We start from the raw sequence: 19,489 nt of genomic DNA, 5'->3' as shown, positions 1-19,489 counted from the left end.
CACCGGGCTGAGGTGCGGGGCACAGGCTGCAACGAACAACCCGAATTTACCCGCCGGTAACCTCCTGTCCGAGTGCAACGCACCGGAAGTGGCGCGAGTCACGCGGAGGTGACCGTGTTCGGCCGCCAGTTTAGCCGCGAGTCGAGGCCGGGGCCGTGAGCCGCGTGTCGGGGTCCCGCCTGCGAGGCGCTCAGTAGTGGAAGACGGTGCGCCGATCGGCGGGCCCGTCCGTCCTGCCGAGCCGAGTGAGCGCGGCGGCGAGATCGTCGCGCAGCCGGCCCGCCAGATCGCCCGAGAAGCCCTCGCGCACGACGATCCGGAGGACGGTGACGCTCTGCGCGTCCGCCGGCATCGTGTACGCCGGGACCTGCCATCCGTACGCGCGCAGCTCGTGCGAGACGTCGAAGGCCGTGAACGGCGCACCGTCGTCGATCGTCAGGGTGACGACGGGCAGGGCCGAGCCGTCGGTGACGACGTGCAGGTGCGGCAGGGCGCCGAGTTCCTTCGCCAGCCACGTCGCGGTCCCGCGCAGGGCTCGCATCACCTTGGTGTAGCCGTCGCGTCCGAGCCGGACGAAGTTGTAGTACTGGCCGATGATCTGCGCGCCGGGGCGGGAGAAGTTGAGGGTGAAGGTCGGCATGTCGCCGCCGAGGTAGTTCACTCGGAACACGAGGTCCTCGTCGAGCGCCGCGCGGTCGCGGAAGACGACGAAGCCGATACCGGGGTAGGTGAGGCCGAACTTGTGCCCCGAGGCGTTGATCGACGCCACCCGTGGCACCCGGAAGTCCCACTGCAGGTCCGGGTCGAGGAACGGGGCGACGAAGCCGCCGCTGGCGGCGTCGACGTGCACCGGTACGTCCGGTCCGCCCTGCGCGGCGAGCTCGTCCAGCGCCGCGCACACGCCCGCGACATCCTCGTACTCGCCCGTGAAGGTGGTGCCCAGGATCGTGACGGCGCCGATCGTGTGCTCGTCGACGGCGGCGCGCACCTGTTCGGGCGTGATGACGTAGCGGCCCGGCTCGATGGGGAGGTAGACGGGTTCGACGTCGAAGTAGCGGCAGAACTTCTCCCACACCACCTGCACGTTCGAGCCCAGGACCAGCTTCGGCCGGCTCGCATCGAGGCCCTGCGCCTGTCGGGCCTTGCGCCACCGCCACTTGAGGGCGAGGCCGGCGAGCATGACCGCCTCGGAGGAGCCGATCGTGGTCGTTCCCGTCGCCGACGTCGGGTCCGCCGGGTCCAGGCCCGGGGCGTGGAACAGGTCCGCGACGATCGCCACCGTGCGCGCGTCGATCGCCGAGGTGGCCGGGTACTCGTCGTGGTCGATGGCGTTCTTGTCGAAGGACTCGGCCATGAGGGCCTGACCCTGCGGCTCCATCCACGTCGTCACGAAGGTCGCGAGGTTCATCCGCGACTGCCCGTCCAGCATCAACTCGTCGTGGATGAACCGGTAGGCCTCGGCCGAGGTCGTCTCACCGTCCGCGAGCCGGGCACGGGGGAGGGGGTCGGTGCCGAGCCGTCCCGCGTAGGCGGGGATGAGGACGGCGTCGTCGTCGAGCGGATTCGTGGACATGACCGAACGCTACCGCCGCGGGCCGGGGGCGGCAGTACGGGCGATTTCGTGCAGCTCGCACGACATGGCACAATGGATCGCTGCTGACCGGCAGCGGCTGAGATACCGCCCGGCGGTCACGCATGAAGACGGCAAAACCGGGTGCGTTCATCCTGACGCATCGCTGAATTGCACACGTGACGACACACGAAGGAACACGACACATGGCTGTCAAGATCAAGCTCACGCGGCTCGGCAAGATCCGCAACCCGCAGTACCGGGTCGTCATCGCCGACGCGCGCACCCGCCGTAGCGGCCGCGCGATCGAGTCGATCGGCAAGTACCACCCCAAGGAGGAGCCGTCGCTCATCGCGATCGACTCCGAGCGCGTGCAGTACTGGCTGGGCGTCGGCGCGCAGCCGACCGAGCCCGTGCTCGCCCTCTTGAAGATCACCGGTGACTGGCAGAAGTTCAAGGGCCTCCCCGGCGCCGAGGGCACCCTGCGCACCGCCGCCGAGAAGCCGTCCAAGCTGGACCTCTTCAACGCTGCGCTCGCCGCGGCCGACAACGAGCCCGCCGTGGCCGCCACCACGCCCAAGAAGAAGGCCGAGAAGAAGGCCGACGACGCCGCTGAGGCTCCGGCCGAGGCCGCCGCCGAGGCTCCGGCCGAGGGCGAGTAAATGAGTGCCGTCGTCGCTGATGCCGTCGAGCACCTCGTGCGCGGCATCGTGTCGAACCCGGACGACGTCCGCGTCGACCTCATCACCGGCCGTCGCGGTCGCGTGATCGAGGTCCACGTGAACCCGGACGACCTGGGCAAGGTCATCGGCCGCAGCGGCCGTACCGCCACCGCCCTGCGCACCCTCGTCACCGGCATCGGTGGCAAGGGCATCCGGATCGACGTCGTCGACACCGATCGGGTCCGCTGACCCCGATGGAGCTCGTGATCGGCCGCGTCGCCAAGTCGCACGGCATCCGCGGCGAACTCGTCGTGGAGGTGCGCACCGATTCGCCCGAGCTCCGCTTCGCGGACGGCGTCGTCCTCACCGGACGCCGCCCCCGTGAGAAGGACACCCAGACGTACACCGTGGCAGCCTCCCGGAATCACTCCGGGAGGCTGCTGGTGCGTCTGCAGGGCGTGAACGACCGCACCGCGGCAGACGAGCTGCGCGGCACGCTCTTCCTGATCGACTCCGCCGACGTCGAGCCGAGCGACGATCCGGACGAGTTCTACGACCACGAACTCGAGGGCCTCGCCGTACGCACCGTCGGCGGTGAGGACGTGGGCGTCATCGCCGAAGTCCTGCACGCGCCCGGCGGTGAACTGCTGTCGGTGAAGGCGCCCGACGGCCGCGAGATCCTCATCCCGTTCGTCACCGCCATCGTCCCCGTCATCGACGTGGCGGCCGGCGTCGTCACCGTCGACCCGCCCGACGGTCTCCTCGATCCGGAGTAGACCCGTGCGCATCGACGTGGTGACGATCTTCCCCGAGTACCTCGCGCCGCTGCGTCAGGCGCTGCTCGGCAAGGCCGTCGACAAGGGGCTGCTCGAGTTCGGCGTCCACGACCTGCGCGACTGGACGCACGACGTGCACAAGGCCGTGGACGACTCGCCCTACGGCGGGGGCCCCGGCATGGTCATGAAGCCCACGGTCTGGGGCCCCGCCCTCGACGAGATCTGCCCCGACGACGCCCTCCTCGTGGTCCCCACGCCCGCGGGCATCCCCTTCACCCAGGCCATGGCGCACGAATGGGCGACCGAGGAGCACATCGTCTTCGCCTGCGGCCGCTACGAGGGCATCGACCAGCGCGTCTTCGACGACGCCGCCCGGCGTGTCCGCGTGGTCGAGGTGTCCATCGGCGACTACGTGCTCATCGGCGGCGAGGTCGCCGTGCTCGTCATGGTCGAGGCCTTCGGCCGGCTCATCCCCGGGGTGCTCGGCAACAAGCTCAGCCACCAGGACGACTCCTTCTCCGACGGCGCCGACGGGCTCCTCGAGGGCCCCTCGTACACGCGTCCCGAGACCTGGCGCGACCTGACGGTGCCGCCGGTGCTGCTGTCCGGCGACCACGCGAAAGTCGCGCAGTGGCGCCGCGAACAGTCCCTGGCGCGGACGGCGGACCGTCGGCCCGATCTGCTGCCACCTGCGCAGACCTCGTGACCTGAAGGGGTCTTCAGGCGGCTTCAGGTGGGCCACAGAGCCCCTCCCGCAGTGTGGTGTCACCGAAGCGAGCGCTTCGAACCGGCCGACGCCGGTCCACCTGAAGGAGACACTCCATGCGCACGATCCAGTTCCGCCGCACCGCCGCTGCCGCCGCCGGCCTCGCCATCGTCGGCGGGGGCGTCCTCGGGGCGGGCATCGCGTCCGCCGGCGGCGACACCACCGCCCCGAAGCCCGGCGCCCCGATCTGCGGCACCACCGGCATCAACGGCCAGCCCCACAAGATCGTCCCGTGCTCGCAGGTCCCGACCACGGGCGCCGGCTTCACCATCGCGCCCGACGGCACCATCACCGACTCCACGGGCAAGGTGGTGGGCAAGTACGACCCGAAGACCGGCACCGTCACGGGCAACGGCCCCGGCGCGAAGCCCGGCGTCGTGACCGGCCCCACCGGCGCCGGCGGGAACGGCCAGGGCGTCATCGAGGTGCCCCAGGCGAAGTAGTACTGCAAAGACCGGCCAACTGCGGGCGGTATCGTCGAGCCCGAGAGGGCAGACGGTGCCGCCCGCGTTCGAGGGAAAGGGAAGGCCGTTGCCCCGCATCCTGATCGCCGACGACGACCAGCGCCTGCTGCGCGGCCTCGCGGAGGGCCTGCGCTGCGAGGGCTACGCGGTCGAGACCGTCGGCGACGGCGAGGCCGCTCTCCTCGCGGCCGAGGTGACCCGGTTCGACGTCATCGTGCTCGACGTCCAGATGCCGCTGCGCAACGGCTACCGGGTGGTGAGCGCGCTGCGCGCCCGCGAGGACTGGACGCCCGTCCTCATGCTCACCGCGAAGGACGGCGAGTACGACGAGGCCGAGGGGCTCGATGCCGGCGCCGACGACTACCTCACCAAACCGTTCTCCTATGTCGTGCTCCTCGCGCGCCTGCGCACCCTGCTGCGTCGCGCCGGGCAGCAACGGGCGGTCGTGCTGACCGTCGGTGACCTGGAGGTCGACGTCACCGCGCGCACCGTCGCCCGCGCGGGTACGCCGATCACGGTGACCGCCAAGGAGTTCGAGATCCTTGCCACCCTGGCGCGCGAGCCCGGCCGGCCGGTGTCCAAGTCCGCCCTCGCCGGGTCCGTGTGGGACGAGGCCGCCGATGTCGCGGACAACCGGATCGAGGTCCACATCAGCGCGCTGCGGCGCAAGGTGGACGCGCCCTTCGGCGCCGCGTCCATCGAGACGCTGCGCGGCTACGGCTATCGGATCCGCCCGTGAGGCGCCTCGGGTCCGTCCGGATGCGGCTCGCGCTGCTGACGGGCGTCATCGTGTTCATCGGCTACGCCGTCATCGCGCTGGCGGTGGTCTGGCTGCTCACCGATGTCGTGCTGGGCGAGATCACCCCCACGACCGACGTGCCGCCCTCGTCCGGTGCCGTGTGGGGCACGACCGGGGCGTCGCCGGGCGACCGTCCGCCGGTGCCCGGCGCCGCCGCGGCCTTCGAGGTGCGCCAGGCGCTCTCGCAGTGGGGCCGGATCGCGGTGCTCGCGACGGCGCCCCTCGCCGGTGCGATCTCCGGACTCATCGCGTGGTTCGTCGCGGGCCGGGTGCTGCGGCCCGTCGGAGCCATCGAGCAGCGTTTCCGTGAGCTCTCCTCGGGGGACCTGAGCCTGCGCGTTCCCGAGCCCGCGGGCGACGACGAGGTGGCCCGTCTGGCCCGGACCATGAACGACACGCTGGAACTGCTCCAGGAATCGTCCGACCGGCAGCTGCGGTTCGTCGCCGACGCGGCGCACGAGCTCCGCGGGCCGATCGGTGCCGTCCGCGCCGACCTCGAGGTGGCGGCCGCCTATCCGGACCAGGTGGACCCCGTCGTCGCGGTCCGCGAGGCGCTGATCGACGTGGACCGGCTGCAATCGGTGGCCACCGACCTGCTGACGCTCGCGCGGCTCGAGGCGGGGGAGAAGCTCAAGCGGGAGATCCTGCCCCTGTTCGAGGTGCTCGGGCCCGTGCGGCCCCCGACGGACGTCGCGTACACCGTCGACGTCGATCCCGCGACCCTCGTCGTCGGCTCGCGGCAGCAGGTGACGCGGCTGCTGCAGAACCTCGTCGACAACGCGGCGCGGCACGCCCGGTCGGCCGTCTCGCTCACCGTCCGGGAGGTCGACGGTGCCGTCGTCCTGGACGTCGACGACGACGGGCCCGGCATCGCGCCGGAGGACCGCGAGCAGGTCTTCACCCCGTTCCTGCGCCTCGACGAGGGCAGGTCCCGGGACGACGGCGGCTCCGGCCTCGGGCTGGCCATCGCCGCCGAGATCGTGCGGGCCCACGAGGGGGCGATCCGGGTCGGGGAGGCACCGTCGGGCGGGGCGCGCCTGCGCGTGGAACTACCCGCACCGGCGCCGATTCCGTAGATCCGCCCCCGCGCGTCGAGCAGCGCGGCATGATGGCCGGAGCGGGCGTGGGGGCGCCCGGGATTGAAGGGGAATCATGGCTGTTCTCAACGGTGCGTGCGGTGCCGACGCCCTGCTGGCGGAGGTCGAGCGGCGCGAGGCGGAGTTGGCCCGCCTCGACGCGGAGTTCCGCACCGCACGGGTCACCGCGCGCTCGCACGACCGGACGGTGGCGGTCACCGTCGACGTGCGCGGGCACGTCGTCGAGGTCGACCTCGCGCCGGCGTCCGCTCGGGCTCACCCGCCGGAACGGCTGGGGCCCTTGATCGTCGAACTCGCGGAGCGCGCGGCCGATTCGCTGCACGAGCACTACGCGCGGCGCGCCGAGCTCGCCCGGACCCCCGCATGATCTTCGAACTCGAACCGGCGGCGTGGGAGCGGCTCGCGCGCACCGTCGACGCTCTCGCCGAGGCGCTCCCCGCGCCGGCCGCCCTTCCGCTCCCCGCGGACAGGTACGCGCGGGCGCTCGGCGCGGTCCCCGCCGCTTCCGACGCCCTGGCGCGCGACCTGCGCGCGTCGTCCGTCGCGGAGCTCCGGGCGCTCGCCGTGCGCATCCGCGCCGGTTCCCGCGCGGCAACGGCCACGGATCGATCCGCCGCGAGGGCGATCGAGGCCGCGGGATGACCGACACCGAGTTCTGGCCCCGCTCGCCCGGCGAGTTCACCGGCGCCGCCGAGCAGTACCGCGCCGCGCACGCCGAGGCACGGCGGATCGCCGCCCGGCTGGGCGTGCGGGCACCGTCGGACGTGCTGGTCCGGGCCGGCGAGCTCGACGATGCCCGGGCGGCCCTCGTCGGCGACTACGCGGTCCTCGTCGACGAGACGCGCGCACGGATGACCGGGATCGCCGCGGGGACCGCGCTCGCGCGCCTCGAGGCCCGTGGCGGGCGCCCGCCCGGTGATCCGGCGGCGGACGAGGCCGCGGACCTCGCGGATCTGCGGGGCCGGGCCGAGGCGGTGGACGCGGCGGAGGAGGCGGAGCGACGGTCCGCGGATCTCGCCGCGGGGCACGGTTCCGCCGTCGGCGGGATGGCGCCCCTGGCCGGCTTGGGCATGCTCGGCCGGTCTCTCGGGTCCGACGGTGCGCACCGCGCAGCGCACTACGCCGTCCCGGCCTCGGCCCCCGCGGACCTGGATCTGCGGCTGCGGGAGCTGTGCGGGGCGATCGGCGGCGCGGCGCGGGACTGGGCGCGGATGGCGGTCGCGGAGGTCGTGGACGAGGCCGGCCGGCCCTGGCGGCTCATCGGGACCACCGAACTCGACGGCTACCTGCGGCCCGGTGTGGTGCTGCGTGACGGTGAGCTCGCTGCGGGCAACGAGGACTGGCCGGAGCTGTCCATCGCGACCTTCTGCGCCGCACGGGGATTCGCGCCCGGACCGGTGGTCGGCGCGACCCCGCCGCCCGACGAGGTGTGCGATCACCTGCGCGCGTCGGGCTTCGCGCCGAGCTGGTCGGGCGACGCGTGGGCGAGTGGCGGGGAGGACGCGGATGCATCGGTCGACTAGCCTGCCGGACCTGGCGGATGCGGTCGCAGCCGTGGCTGCGGACCGTCGGCACGCCGCGGGTGTGACGCTCGTGGCCGGCGCGCTGGATCGTGCGGCGGATCCGCGGCTCGACGACGCCGGGGAGGTGCTCCTCGACGAACGGCGGGCGCCGGGCTCGCGGCGCGGGGAGGCGCACCGTCTGGCGGCGGCGGTCGAGCACCTCGACCGGGCAGCCCACCGGTGCCGCCGCGACGGCGACCACACCGGCTACGTCCTGGGCTTCCAGGCGGCACGGGCGCTGTCGGCGTTGCACTTCCTCGTCCGCGACGGCGGGGCCGCGTTGGCCGATGTCGCGTACGAGGCGGTGATGGTGTGCGGCGCCACCGAGCCGGTGATCGCCGAACTCGTCGGTGGTCGCCGGTAGGGTGGCCGCGTGAATTCGAGCGCGCCGAGCAAGTCCGTATCCGCCCGCATCGCCGAGGAGCTCTCGGTGGGGGAGAACCAGGTGGCCGCAGCGGTCCAGCTGCTGGACGAGGGGTCGACGGTGCCGTTCATCGCCCGATACCGCAAGGAGGTCACGGGCAGCCTCGACGACGCGCAGCTGCGCGCCCTCGAGGAGCGGCTCGGCTACCTGCGCGAACTCGATGACCGCCGCGCCGCCGTCATCGCCTCGATCGAGGAGCAGGGCAAGCTCACGCCCGAGCTCCGCGCCGCCCTGCTGGCCGCCGACACCAAGGCCCGCGTCGAGGACATCTACCTGCCGTACAAGGTCAAGCGGCGCACCAAGGCGCAGATCGCGCGGGAGAACGGCCTCGCTCCGCTGGCCGAGCGGCTGCTGGCAGATCCCACGTTGGTTCCCGAGGAGCTGGCGGGGGAGTTCCTCGGGGAGAACGTCGCGGATGCGGCGGCGGCGCTCGAGGGCGCGCGGCACATCCTCGTGGAGCGGGCGTCCGAGGACGCGGAGCTCGTGGGCACGGTCCGCGAGAAGTTCTGGGGCGACTCGACGCTGCGCACCGGCGTGCGCGAGGGCGCGGACCCGCAGAAGGCGCAGAAGTTCCGCGACTACTTCGAGTTCTCCGAGCCGCTGGACCAGATGCCGTCGCACCGGGTGCTGGCCGTGCTGCGCGGGGAGAAGGAGGAGGTGCTCTCCCTGCAGTTCGACGGCGGTGAGGACGCCGACTACGAGGCGATGGTCGCGGCCGTGCTGGGGATCTCGAACCAGGGCCGGCCGGCCGACAAATGGTTGGGCACGGTCGCGCGGTGGGCGTGGCGCACCAAGCTGATGGTCTCCGCGACCGTCGACGCCCGCACCCGGCTGCGGCAGCGCGCCGAGGAGGACGCGGTCACCGTGTTCGCGACCAACCTCAAGGACCTGCTGTTGGCCGCCCCGGCGGGCACCCGGCCCACCCTGGGCCTCGACCCGGGCTTCCGCAACGGCGTGAAGACCGCCGTCGTCGACGGCACCGGCAAGGTGCTCGACACGCTCATCATCTACCCGCACCAGCCCCAGAACCAGTGGGACAAGAGCAAGGCCCTGCTGGCGGCGCTCATCGCCCGGCACGACGTGGAGCTCGTGGCGATCGGCAACGGCACCGCCTCGCGGGAGACCGACGCGCTGACCACGGAGCTGCTCGGGGAGATCAAGAAGGCCGGCGCGCGCGTTCCCGCGAAGGCCGTCGTCAGCGAGGCCGGCGCGTCGATCTACTCCGCGTCGGAGTACGCCTCGCAGGAACTGCCGGACATGGACGTCTCGCTGCGCGGCGCCGTGTCCATCGCCCGCCGCCTGCAGGACCCGCTCGCCGAGTTGGTGAAGATCGATCCCAAGTCGATCGGCGTGGGGCAGTACCAGCACGACGTGTCGCAGGCGAGCCTCGCGAAGTCGCTCGACGCGGTGGTCGAGGACGCGGTGAACGCCGTCGGGGTGGACCTGAACACCGCGTCGGTGCCGCTGCTCGCGCGGGTGTCGGGCGTCTCCGAGTCGCTGGCCGCGGCGATCGTCGCGTACCGCGACCGGTCCGGCGCCTTCCGCAGCCGCTCCGGCCTGCTGGACGTCCCGCGGCTCGGCCCGAAGGCCTTCGAGCAGTGCGCCGGCTTCCTCCGGATCCGCGGCGGCGACGACCCGCTGGACGCGTCCGGCGTGCACCCCGAGGCGTACCCCGTCGTCCGGAAGATCCTGGATCGCTCCGGCCTGCAGCTGGCCGAGCTCATCGGCAACAGCGCTGCGCTCGCGAAGCTGCGTCCGTCCGACATCGCGGCCGAGCTCGCCGACGAGCGGTTCGGCGTCCCGACGGTGACCGACATCCTCGCCGAGCTCGACAAGCCCGGTCGCGACCCGCGGCCCGCGTTCGCCACCGCGACCTTCGCCGCGGGCGTGGAGAAGGTGTCCGACCTCAAGCCGGGCATGGTGCTCGAGGGCGTCGTGACCAACGTCGCGGCCTTCGGCGCGTTCATCGACGTGGGCGTGCACCAGGACGGTCTGGTCCACGTCTCCGCGATGTCGGACCGGTACGTCTCCGACCCGCACGAGGTGGTCAAGTCCGGCCAGGTGGTCAAGGTCAAGGTGGTCGACGTGGACGTGGAGCGGCAGCGCATCGGCCTCTCGCTCCGCCTGAACGACGATGCCGCCCCCAAGCAGCGCGGTCCGCGCGACGGCGGGCAGCGCGGCGGTGACCGCGGGGATCGCGGCGGCCAGCGGGGCGGACAGTCGCGCGGCGGGCAGAACCGGGGCGGTCAGGGCGGGCAGAACCGGGGCGGTCAGCAGGGCGCCCGGGGGCAGCGCGGCGGGCGGGAGCAGAGCGCCAAGGAGGGCTCGATGGCCGACGCGCTACGGAAGGCCGGCTTCGGGAAGTGATCTAGGACTGTGATCGGGGCAGCGCTGCCGACGCGCTGCGCCAGGCCGGCTTCGGCAAGTAGCGCCGCGCGGCGTTCCGACCTGCGGCGACGGTCCGCGCCGTAGGTTGGAGACATGTCCACCTGGTTCCGGCACGACATCGTGGAGGCGGGACGGCTGCCGCTGTTCGCCTTCTTCGTCGGGCTGATCGTGGGCTTCGTGTGCATCCGGATCAGCGTGCGGCTGATCCGGGCGGAGGTGCGGTGGTGGTTCGGCAATGTCACGCCCGGCGGCCTGCACGTGCACCACATGGTGTTCGGCGTGGTGCTCTGCATGGGCTCGGCGATCGGCCTCATCGCGAACTTCGACAAGGCCACCCAGACGACGGCCGCGGTACTGGCCGGGGTCTTCGGGCTGGGGGCGGCGCTGATCCTCGACGAGTTCGCGCTGATCCTGTACCTGCGGGACGTGTACTGGCAGGAGGAGGGGCGCGCCTCGGTCGACGCCGTGTTCGTCGCGGTCGCGGTGACGGGGCTGCTCCTGCTCGGGCTGCGGCCCCTGGACCTCGTGGACATCGCGGGGTTCCGCGACTCGCCCGAGCGGGCGGCGCAGATCCTGTTCGGTGTGATCAGTCTCGGGACGGCAGCGATCGTGCTGCTCAAAGGCAAGATCTGGACCGGGCTCGTCGGCCTGTTCTTCTTCCCGCTGCTGCTCATCGGCGCGATCCGGCTGGCGCGGCCGGGCTCGCCGTGGGCGCGCTGGCGGTACGAGACGAGCTCCCGGCGGATGCTGCGCGCGCTGCGCCGCGAGCGGCGGGTCCGCCGACCGCTGATCCGCGCGAAGATCGCGGTGCAGGAGCTGATGGCCGGCCGTCCGGACCTGCTGCCGCACCTGCGGGAGGATGCGGAGCGCGAGCTGGATCGCACCGTCGTGCCCGCGCCGGCGCCGCCCCGTCGACCCAGGTCCATGGCCCGCCGCCTGACGATTTCGAAGAACCGGCGCCGATCTGGCACAATCAACAGGTTGCCCGGGCTGCGTGCTGCCCGGGTGTATCCGACTGCGGAGCAGTCGGCAGGACAGGAGTACGAACCGGTCGAACCCCCGCGGCAGTAGCCGCGACGGGCCGCCAGGGTCCTCTGCTCACGAAGACATGTAAGAAACGGATGATCCAGCGATGAACACGCTCGACTTCATTGACCAGCAGTCCCTGCGCAGCGATGTGCCCGACTTCCGCCCCGGCGACACCCTTGACGTGCACGTCAAGGTCATCGAGGGCAGCAAGGAGCGCGTCCAGGTGTTCAAGGGCGTCGTGATCCGCCGCCAGGGCGGCGGCGTGCGCGAGACCTTCACGGTGCGCAAGGTTTCCTTCGGCGTCGGTGTGGAGCGCACCTTCCCCGTGCACTCCCCGAACATCGCCAAGATCGACGTCCTCACCCGTGGTGACGTCCGTCGCGCGAAGCTGTACTACCTGCGCGACCTGCGCGGCAAGGCGGCGAAGATCAAGGAAAAGCGCTGACCTGCATAAACAGCAACTTGCTGATCGCTTACCGCAGAAACTACGGTTAAAACTACGGTATAGTGTCAGGCATCAGGAGGGCTCCACGCATTGGCGTGGGGCCCTCCTTTGACACGAGGGATCACGCGCGCCCGGTGAAGCATCACGCACGCTCGACGTGACCTTGACGACTCCAGTGCGGGAGGCGAAGGCAACTGGCGATGCGTCAGATCGCGGCTACACAACCGGGGTGCCTCCGTTGTCTTGCTAGTAGCATGAGCGAATGGATCATGATGAGCGCGTCGCTGCCGCAGACGATCGGACGCTACGAGATGACGAACTAGAGGACTTGATCGACGTCGAACGGTCCCCTGCTCGAGTGACTTTCTCCACTCAGGACATGAGTATCGACGCGCTGGTAAAGCGGATAAACCGTAAGTCGATGCTGGTGCCGCAGTTTGGAGGGGCTGACGAACTGGTCCAGGTGCCAGGATTTCAGCGTGGCTTTGTCTGGTCGAAGGCTCAGATGGATAAATTCATTGAGTCGCTCTTACTCGGCTATCCCGTCCCGGGGCTATTTCTCGTGAAGCAGACTGGCGACAATCGTATGTTAATTCTCGATGGGCAGCAGCGTCTTATAACGCTACAGAGATTCTATAAAGGAACCCATGAGGGTAAGGTCTTCGCATTGAGTTACGTGGCCGACGAGTTTAAGGGGTTGACCTACGATACTCTCGACGAGTCTTTGCAGTTCAAGCTGGATGACTCTTACATGCAAGCAACGATCGTCTCTGCGGATGGTTCAGAAGAAGTAAATGACTCGATCTTTCAGATCTTCGAAAGGCTGAATTCTGGCGGCACTCAGCTCACTCCTCACGAGATTCGCGTGGCACTCTACGCGGGGGAGCTGATGGCTTCTATTGAGCGACTCAATAGCGATGAAAACTGGAGAATCCTATTTGCTGGCAACAACTCCAAGGTAAAGTCGAAACGCATCCGAGATCATGAACTTATCCTGCGAATTATGGCGCTGTATACCGACAGTGGCAATTATAACCGACCGCTGAAGACGTTTTTGAACAAATTTGCGGGCGCGTCGAGGACTCTAGACATGAGCTCTGATCGGCGGGGACACCTGTTTTTGCTAGCGTGTGAAGTGGTCAACAGGGAGGTCGGGCCTACTGCCTTCAGACGTGCTAGCGGCAACCAGGTCAATACTGCTCAGGCGGAAGCCGTGATGGTTGCGGTGATGGAGATCCTTGAGCGAGGGGATACGCCCACCGATCTGAGCGCGAAGTTCATCAGGCTCGTCGCCGATGATGAATTCCTCAAGAGTTCTGGTCGTGCAACCGCGGATAAGGATGCTGTAGAGTCCCGGCTTTCTCGAGCGCGCCATTTCCTGGGCTGATTTAAATGATCGTAACGACAGCGAAGAATGCGCCGTATCAGGCGACGGTAAAGCAACGTCGCCTTGACCTGATGGAGGTGCAAGAATGCTTGAGAAGCCTGTCTCCTGACCATCCTGATTCAGTGGAGCGCGCGCTTGCTAGATATTTGACTGTGCGTTCGGTTGGCTACATTGAAGCGATTCGGGATGATCTCGCAGATCTGTATGCATCAACCACAGGCAATGCGCGATTGCATCGAAGGGTAAAATCTAATTTGCGAACTGGTCTCGGAGTTACGCCGGATCAACTGCTCACTTTTGTTGGATCATTCGATCCTGCTTGGCGGATAACTCTGGAATCCAAACTTGATGCAGAAGATCAAGAACTTAGAAACCGATTAGGCGCGATGGTGGCTGCGCGGAAAAAGATTGCTCATGGCGACGGAGATCAGGTTACCTCGGGGAAGTCGCTTGCGTGGTCGGATGCTGCACTTACTATTGGTAAGGAGTTGCAGGGGATAATCTTCCCGGAACTGTGATTCGCCTACTTGCCGAAGCGTTAGCGCGCTCGTCTGGCGGGGCTGAGGTACCAAGGCGCGTCTTCGCGGAGCAACCCGACGCGCGGTGCCGGCCTCCTTCGTCGGCAGGCCCCGCACCCCGGTCGTGACGGTGTGGTTGCGTTGGCCAGCTACTCATGAGCATTAACGACCCGCGCGTTGGGGGACGTTTCATCTTGGGCTCGGTCACGGGCACCCCGGCGGGGCCGGGCCGGGTGGATGCATCGGCACATCCACCCAGCAGGAGGACTCTCATCGTGAATGCTCAGGAGCTTTGGATTGAACAGCTCATCGCCCGCCGTACGCTGTCGCCCGCGGCACGAGGCATGAGCGCCGCCGAGGCGGCGGATCAGTACAACGCGGCCAACGGGCTGCAGCCCGATGACGCCGACTACCTCGTGCCGCCCAGGAGCGGCACCACCGTGATCCGCACGTCCATGCACGAGCTGAACCCGGTGGAGCGCCACGCGCTTCACGAAGCGATGCAGTTCGATTTGATCGAGCTGGATCAACACGGCCACCCGATCGTTCGAGATTTCGCCGACAAGTATGTCGGCACCTACGACACGTTCCGCGATTACGTGATCCAGCACGCCGAGAGCGTCGGCCTGCTCGACGGGGTATCCGACGAGGTCAAGAGGTACTTTTCGTGGTACGGCTACGAGCGGGACATGGCGGTCGGGCATACCGTACTCGGGGCCGCGGACTATCGTGTCCACGTATTCCGGGACCTGTGATTGGGGGTGCTCGATGCCGATGGCTGAGTGCGCGATACACGGCCGGCGATGGCACGCTCCGGGGATCGACGGTGCCGCGCCACGGTGCGCAACGTGCGTCCACGGGATGACGCCGCCGCCGGGGAGTGTGACCGAGATGCTGGACGTCCTCGCGGCCGAGGTTTCGCGGTCTCGCGGGGTCTGCGACCCCGGGGACGACGTGCCGAACTGGGACTGATCCTCGTGTGACAAAAGTCACATGGGTATAACCCTCCGGTGTAACTTTTCAGGTTTCGTAGGAGGGTAGCAGGCGCCTCCAAATCGGCGCGCTCCGAACCTCTTGCAATCACCGCACGTACCCCATAACGTGCTGGTCGCGGGGCCAATCGCGGCCCCGCCGCGAGGCCGCCGACGGTGCTCGCGCGTCCGTCCCTGAGTGGACGGACTCGACGGCCGACTATCACCCACGACAAACGCGCGCGGGTGCCGTCCGCTACCGTGTGTTGCAGTACTGCAGCATCCGAACCGGGGGAGGTTTATGACCAGGATCGCCATGCGAAAATTCGGGGGTGCCAGCACCCGCGAGTCGCCTCACGCCCGCCCAAGCGGCGACGCGTGACATGCGCCGCGCCGCACTGGGTCGCGTCATCCGCGACGCTCGGACCGACGCTGGGATGTCGCAGGCCGAGCTGGCAACGGCCAGCACCACATCGCGTGCCACGATCGGGCGCCTCGAAGCTGGCACCGGGGCGGTCAGTAGCGACGTCCTGTGGGAACTGGCACTGGCTCTAGGGCTCACGCCCGCAGAGCTGTTCGAGCGCGCCCAGGCCGCCGAGGCTGCACCGCAGCAGTAGCGCTCGCGTACCCGCCCCCGTCGCGCGGTACGCCCCTGAATCACATGGACCGCGGTCATGCGCGGTCGACACACATGCCACAGGCATCGAGCCGTCCGCGTCATCACGTGGCCGGCGGAACGGAGCACCGTGAACAATCAGCGTCCCTCGTGGACTCGAAACCCGAACAACCTCGTCATCGCCGGCATTGGCGCGATCGCTGTGCTAGTGGTCGCCCTGCTCGTGGTCATCGTCGCGATCAGCAACACCGGAGGTGACACCACGGCCGTCGCCACCGCCACTACGACCGACCTGGGAGACCCCGGACCCAAGGCGAATCTGACCACGACCAAGGGCAAGCCCACGTCCGCGCCCACCGCCGACGTGGCCCCCGACGAGTTCGCGCCCACCGCGCCGGGCACCTACGACCCGCAGGGCCCGAAGCAGTGGCGCCCCAAGGGCACCAAGGCCAGCGACCCCACGACCGGGGGGCTGATCTTCAAGTTCCGCAGCGCTGACAACATGCTCAACTGCTCCGCCTCCAAGCGGGAACTCGTGTGCCAGGCCCGAGCCCGCAACAACGCCGAGGCGAACACCCGCATCGACACCGCGCAGAAGGTCTGCAGCAACGCGGCACCAGGCATCACCAGGGACGCCATCGCGTTGACGCTGACCGACCCGCTGCCCTGCATCAAGACGATCCAGGGCGACAACGACACCCGCGACTGGCAGACCATGCCGGACGGCACCTTCGCCTGGGTACCGAGCCCCAAGGGCGACGCCTGGTGCACGATGAGCAAGACGGCGTACCCGGAGGACTACGGCCGCGAGCTCGAGCCCGGCACCAAGTTCACCAGCCGGCTCGAGTGCTCCACCACCAACCCGACGATCACGCACTTCACCCTGGCTGCCTTCATCATGAAGGGCCTCTGACGACCCCGGGCGCAGCAGAGCCCCGGCCAGCATCATCGCTGGTCGGGGCTCTGTGTTTCGGGGCTGCGGCGGGGGGCTACCACCCGGCGCACTCGTCGGCGGTATCCAGGCTCTCAACGAGTGTCCTGGTTCCGCCGCGGTACCACCGCGCCGCCCGCTCGTACCTGACATCGGCGAACGATTCCAGCATCGCCGCTTCGTCGTCGAGCGCCGCCGCTCGCGCTGTGTCGCTGTCCACAGCCCCTCCTACATGCTCGCGCCGTCGTTGCCCTGGTCGTGCCCCCTTCCTGTTGTACGCGCATCGCCGTGCAGGTCGTTGAGCGTCGCATCGATGCGCGCGCTGGCCGCGGCCGAGCGCTCGCGCTGTTCGCCGATCGTGCGGCGCACGTACTCGCCTACGTCGCCGCCCCGCGACGCCGCCTGTTGCCGCGCCCACGTCAGGGCACGATCGCTCAGCTCGTCGTGGGCGGTGCGGCCGGACTTCAGTTTCCAAGCCTTCGCCGCCGCGACGTACCCGACCGACATGTCATCGATCGCCGGGGTCGGCATGTCCGCGATCGCATCGTTGGCGGCCGACTTGATCGCGGCGACAGCCTCGTCGCGGGCGGTCTCGACAGCGCGACGCTGCTCGTCGGCGTGCTCCGCGGCCTCCTGGTCGCGCTGCTCAATGCGCTCCAACGCCTCCCGCGCGGCGCGCTGGTCGGCCACCGCCGCGGCTGCGGCGGTGGCCGCATTGGCGCGCTCGGTGCGGGCGTCGTCGACCAGGCTGGCGGCCTCGGCCTCGCCCTCGGCGCGGCCAGCGTCACGACCCTCGGCCTTCGCGGCGCTCACCAGCCTGGGCCGCTCGACCTCGCGCCACTCGGCCCGCTCCGCGTCGAGCGTGACGCGATCGGCGTCGACCGCGCGGCGGTCGTCATTCACCGCATGGATCGACCTGTTCACCGCCGCGATCGAAGCCTTGATCCGCGCGGCAGTCTCGGCCTCGCGACCCACGACACCCGCGTGCGCGTCTGCGGCCGACTCCATTTCCAGAGCTGCCAGCTCGCGCATTTCCGCGATGACCTCAACGTCTTCGGAAATGAACTGCTTCTGGTGCTCGACCTCTTTGAAGTCCGGCAAATCCAGCCGCCGGTCGTGACGCCGCTCGTCGCGCTCGGCCTCAATGTCGAACCCGGCCGCGAGCATATGCGCTTTCAATTCATCGTGATACCGAGACATTTTGCCGGATGCACCCTCGCGCATCTCACGCATGACGCCGGCTTTGTCCTTGCGCATGACGAGGGTGTCGCTGCGATGCGAACCGAAGCCGCGAGAAAAACCGTTCTTCAACGCATCGGGTTCTTTGCCGCGCTCGTTGGCCTCGAAGGGGTCGGCAAGGATCTGAATGTGCGGGCGCGTCTCGTCCATGTTGATGCTGTACCCGTGGATAGCGTCCCGACCACCGGGGAGAATCGCGGCCTGCGCCTGAATGTAGTTCTCGAAGTACCGCATGAGTTCGGCGGGGTCTTTGGCGCGGTACCGGGGCAGCTCGACGAGGTCGCGGCCGTCCTGCCCATCCCGGGGCAGCCCGTCCTTACCCAAAGGGTGGTACGTCGTGCCGTCTGGCTCCAACAACCCCCACGGGGCCTGCCCCACGATGGTGAGCGCGTGTCGTTCGCCGCCGCGCTCCTTGCCGTTCTCGAAGCGATGCGGCTTTAGCTTCTTGGAAAGTCGCCCGACCCGAGCGTCGCCGTACGCCACGACCTCATCGATGCTGATGGCCGTGCGGAACCCACCGTTGCCGTCGTTGACCATGTCCACGTTGAACTTGGTCTTCGCCGTATTGATCGCCGGGTTGCGCGCGGCGTAGAACTCGACCGCGGCCTTGCCCGCGGTCTTCCTCATCGATTCCTCGAGTGTGTTCTGGCGGCGCGCGCTGTCGGGGCCAGGACCATCCGACAGCATGGCGCGGTAGTCCATCGACGCGCGGCTCGCGCCGAGCGCCTCGCTCGCACCTGCTGCCACCGGGGCCCACCTCCACTCGCCTCGCCCGCTCCACCGCGCCCACATCGACGGGCCTCCGGCCCGCCGATCCTCGGAGCGCCGCACCCTGACCGGGTGCCCCGCTCCTTCGGATACGGGCGCCTGCGGCACCCGCTTAGAGCCACCGCTCCGTGCTCCGATGCGTGCATCGGACTTCGTCCTCGCGTCCCATCGTACCCCGAAACAGTGGCTCTGTCCTAGGCGCCATAGGACGGACCGTTCGCTGGCGCTCTCTGCTCACTCCGTTCGGTCCGTCTGGCGCCCTGCGGGGCAAGGGCAGCTCGCTGGCGCTCGCCAGGGAATGCCCACCCTCCGGGTGGGTCGCAGGTGCCCGGGGCTTCGCCGTCGGCACCGCTGTAGGGCAGCCGCGGCGGTTGCCACGGCTGCGGTGGCCGCCGCGCTCCGGTGCCCGGGAGCGCGGGGCGCGGGGCGCGGGGCCGCTGTCGCCGGCCGCGCCGAGCCCCGCCGCCGGCCGATGGCGGGCGGCGATGCTGGGGCCGTCGACGCGGACCAGGTGCCGCGTCGATGCGACGGCCCCGCCGCGACGGGGCCGCGAGGGCGCATCGGTCCCGGCACGGAGCCCGCCGATTGAATGAAGTAAAGGCACAGTACTAGCCTCGGCCTTTCGCGGGTGAGGTCGTGTCGGACATGAAGAAAGGTGCTCTGAGCTGGAAGAATAGGGGTTACCACACCAACCTATTTCCAGTCTCGAAGGAGCACCTTTCTGGTGAGTCAGTCTACGTCCTGCTACCCGAAGGTGTCGGTCGACGCGGCCGGAACGAACCTCGTCTCGCATGCCGGGACAGTGCTGTTGCTTCGTACCGCCGAGACGGTCGGTCTGACCGCGGCTCTGACCAGTGCGTTGATGCCGTGGCGCAAGCCGAACGCGATCCACGATCCGGGGAAGACGGTGCTTGATCTGGCGGTGTCGATCGCGGCGGGCGGGGACTGCCTGGCCGACCTCGATCAGCTCCGCACCCAACCACAGGTGATGGGCCAGGTCGCCTCCGATCCGACGGTGTCGCGGCTGATCACCGCCTTAGCAGGCGATGTCGACGCGGCGTTGGCGGCGATCGCTGC

General features: G+C 69.3%; 23 protein-coding genes. 20 read left to right on the top strand and 3 right to left on the bottom strand.

All coding sequences use genetic code 11. The features are described from left to right. Positions 1-190: 190 nt before the first annotated feature. Positions 191-1,573: a glutamate decarboxylase gene (locus tag AXK61_RS19330; protein ID WP_068746740.1), complete on the bottom strand. Its 1,383-nt coding sequence runs from the start codon at positions 1,571-1,573 to the stop codon at positions 191-193. 203 nt (positions 1,574-1,776) lie between these two features. On the opposite strand from AXK61_RS19330, the gene rpsP reads away from it, so the two are divergent. The 19 genes from rpsP (at position 1,777) to AXK61_RS19240 (ending at position 16,387) form a co-directional block, all read left to right on the top strand. Further along, a complete protein-coding gene (gene rpsP / locus AXK61_RS19325) occupies positions 1,777-2,232 on the top strand; it encodes a 30S ribosomal protein S16 (protein WP_068746739.1) in 456 nt (151 codons plus the stop codon). Continuing rightward, a complete protein-coding gene (locus tag AXK61_RS19320) occupies positions 2,233-2,481 on the top strand; it encodes an RNA-binding protein (RefSeq protein ID WP_013126270.1) in 249 nt (82 codons plus the stop codon). A gap of 5 nt (positions 2,482-2,486) precedes the next feature. Beyond that, complete coding sequence (gene rimM / locus AXK61_RS19315) at positions 2,487-3,008, top strand: ribosome maturation factor RimM (RefSeq protein WP_068746738.1); 522 nt, start codon at positions 2,487-2,489, stop codon at positions 3,006-3,008. A gap of 4 nt (positions 3,009-3,012) precedes the next feature. Beyond that, positions 3,013-3,714 (top strand): tRNA (guanosine(37)-N1)-methyltransferase TrmD, encoded by a 702-nt coding sequence (gene trmD, locus AXK61_RS19310; RefSeq protein ID WP_068746737.1) that lies wholly within the window; start codon positions 3,013-3,015, stop codon positions 3,712-3,714. A gap of 116 nt (positions 3,715-3,830) precedes the next feature. Continuing rightward, positions 3,831-4,217 (top strand): hypothetical protein, encoded by a 387-nt coding sequence (locus AXK61_RS19305; protein ID WP_068746736.1) that lies wholly within the window; start codon positions 3,831-3,833, stop codon positions 4,215-4,217. 88 nt (positions 4,218-4,305) lie between these two features. Next, complete coding sequence (locus AXK61_RS19300; protein ID WP_068746735.1) at positions 4,306-4,977, top strand: response regulator transcription factor; 672 nt, start codon at positions 4,306-4,308, stop codon at positions 4,975-4,977. After that, on the top strand, positions 4,974-6,113 hold the full coding sequence (locus AXK61_RS19295; protein WP_068746734.1) for a sensor histidine kinase: 1,140 nt from the start codon (positions 4,974-4,976) through the stop codon (positions 6,111-6,113). Before AXK61_RS19300 ends, AXK61_RS19295 begins: the two co-directional genes overlap by 4 nt. Before the next feature lie 76 nt (positions 6,114-6,189). Then, positions 6,190-6,501 (top strand): YbaB/EbfC family nucleoid-associated protein, encoded by a 312-nt coding sequence (locus AXK61_RS19290; RefSeq protein WP_068746733.1) that lies wholly within the window; start codon positions 6,190-6,192, stop codon positions 6,499-6,501. Further along, positions 6,498-6,776, top strand: coding sequence for a hypothetical protein (locus AXK61_RS19285; RefSeq protein ID WP_068746732.1), 279 nt, complete (start codon positions 6,498-6,500; stop codon positions 6,774-6,776). The genes AXK61_RS19290 and AXK61_RS19285 overlap by 4 nt, the downstream gene beginning before the upstream one ends. Then, on the top strand, positions 6,773-7,657 hold the full coding sequence (locus tag AXK61_RS19280) for a hypothetical protein (RefSeq protein ID WP_068746731.1): 885 nt from the start codon (positions 6,773-6,775) through the stop codon (positions 7,655-7,657). Before AXK61_RS19285 ends, AXK61_RS19280 begins: the two co-directional genes overlap by 4 nt. Then, on the top strand, positions 7,641-8,060 hold the full coding sequence (locus AXK61_RS19275; protein ID WP_068746730.1) for a hypothetical protein: 420 nt from the start codon (positions 7,641-7,643) through the stop codon (positions 8,058-8,060). The genes AXK61_RS19280 and AXK61_RS19275 overlap by 17 nt, the downstream gene beginning before the upstream one ends. Positions 8,061-8,069: 9 nt before the next feature. After that, on the top strand, positions 8,070-10,487 hold the full coding sequence (locus AXK61_RS19270) for a Tex family protein (RefSeq protein WP_068746729.1): 2,418 nt from the start codon (positions 8,070-8,072) through the stop codon (positions 10,485-10,487). Positions 10,488-10,601: 114 nt separating this feature from the next. Further along, on the top strand, positions 10,602-11,579 hold the full coding sequence (locus tag AXK61_RS19265) for a hypothetical protein (protein ID WP_068746728.1): 978 nt from the start codon (positions 10,602-10,604) through the stop codon (positions 11,577-11,579). A gap of 61 nt (positions 11,580-11,640) precedes the next feature. Beyond that, positions 11,641-11,982: a 50S ribosomal protein L19 gene (rplS, locus tag AXK61_RS19260; RefSeq protein ID WP_019203499.1), complete on the top strand. Its 342-nt coding sequence runs from the start codon at positions 11,641-11,643 to the stop codon at positions 11,980-11,982. 262 nt (positions 11,983-12,244) lie between these two features. Then, positions 12,245-13,369 (top strand): DUF262 domain-containing protein, encoded by a 1,125-nt coding sequence (locus AXK61_RS19255; RefSeq protein WP_068746727.1) that lies wholly within the window; start codon positions 12,245-12,247, stop codon positions 13,367-13,369. 5 nt (positions 13,370-13,374) lie between these two features. Then, positions 13,375-13,887: a hypothetical protein gene (locus AXK61_RS25160; protein ID WP_156485761.1), complete on the top strand. Its 513-nt coding sequence runs from the start codon at positions 13,375-13,377 to the stop codon at positions 13,885-13,887. Positions 13,888-14,162: 275 nt separating this feature from the next. Next, a complete protein-coding gene (locus AXK61_RS19250; protein WP_156485760.1) occupies positions 14,163-14,642 on the top strand; it encodes a hypothetical protein in 480 nt (159 codons plus the stop codon). A gap of 548 nt (positions 14,643-15,190) precedes the next feature. Continuing rightward, on the top strand, positions 15,191-15,475 hold the full coding sequence (locus tag AXK61_RS19245; protein ID WP_068746725.1) for a helix-turn-helix domain-containing protein: 285 nt from the start codon (positions 15,191-15,193) through the stop codon (positions 15,473-15,475). A 129-nt stretch (positions 15,476-15,604) separates the two neighbouring features. Further along, on the top strand, positions 15,605-16,387 hold the full coding sequence (locus AXK61_RS19240) for a hypothetical protein (protein ID WP_068746724.1): 783 nt from the start codon (positions 15,605-15,607) through the stop codon (positions 16,385-16,387). A 76-nt stretch (positions 16,388-16,463) separates the two neighbouring features. Here the strand turns inward: AXK61_RS19240 and AXK61_RS25155 are convergent, their stop codons facing one another. After that, a complete protein-coding gene (locus AXK61_RS25155; protein ID WP_156485759.1) occupies positions 16,464-16,625 on the bottom strand; it encodes a hypothetical protein in 162 nt (53 codons plus the stop codon). Between the two features lie 8 nt (positions 16,626-16,633). Next, the gene (locus AXK61_RS19235; protein ID WP_068746723.1) at positions 16,634-18,391 is read right to left on the bottom strand and encodes a coiled-coil domain-containing protein; all 1,758 of its coding nucleotides are present in this window, start codon (positions 18,389-18,391) and stop codon (positions 16,634-16,636) included. Between the two features lie 745 nt (positions 18,392-19,136). Between AXK61_RS19235 and AXK61_RS19230 the strand changes: the two genes are divergently transcribed. Beyond that, positions 19,137-19,489, top strand: a 353-nt coding sequence (locus AXK61_RS19230) for a transposase (protein WP_197466748.1), incomplete at its 3' end; no start/stop codon positions are given.

The sequence above is a fragment of the Tsukamurella pseudospumae genome (assembly GCF_001575205.1).
Lineage (GTDB): Bacteria > Actinomycetota > Actinomycetes > Mycobacteriales > Mycobacteriaceae > Tsukamurella > Tsukamurella pseudospumae.
Note: the sequence above shows the minus strand (reverse complement) of the source record. Positions and strands in the feature narration are given on the sequence as shown.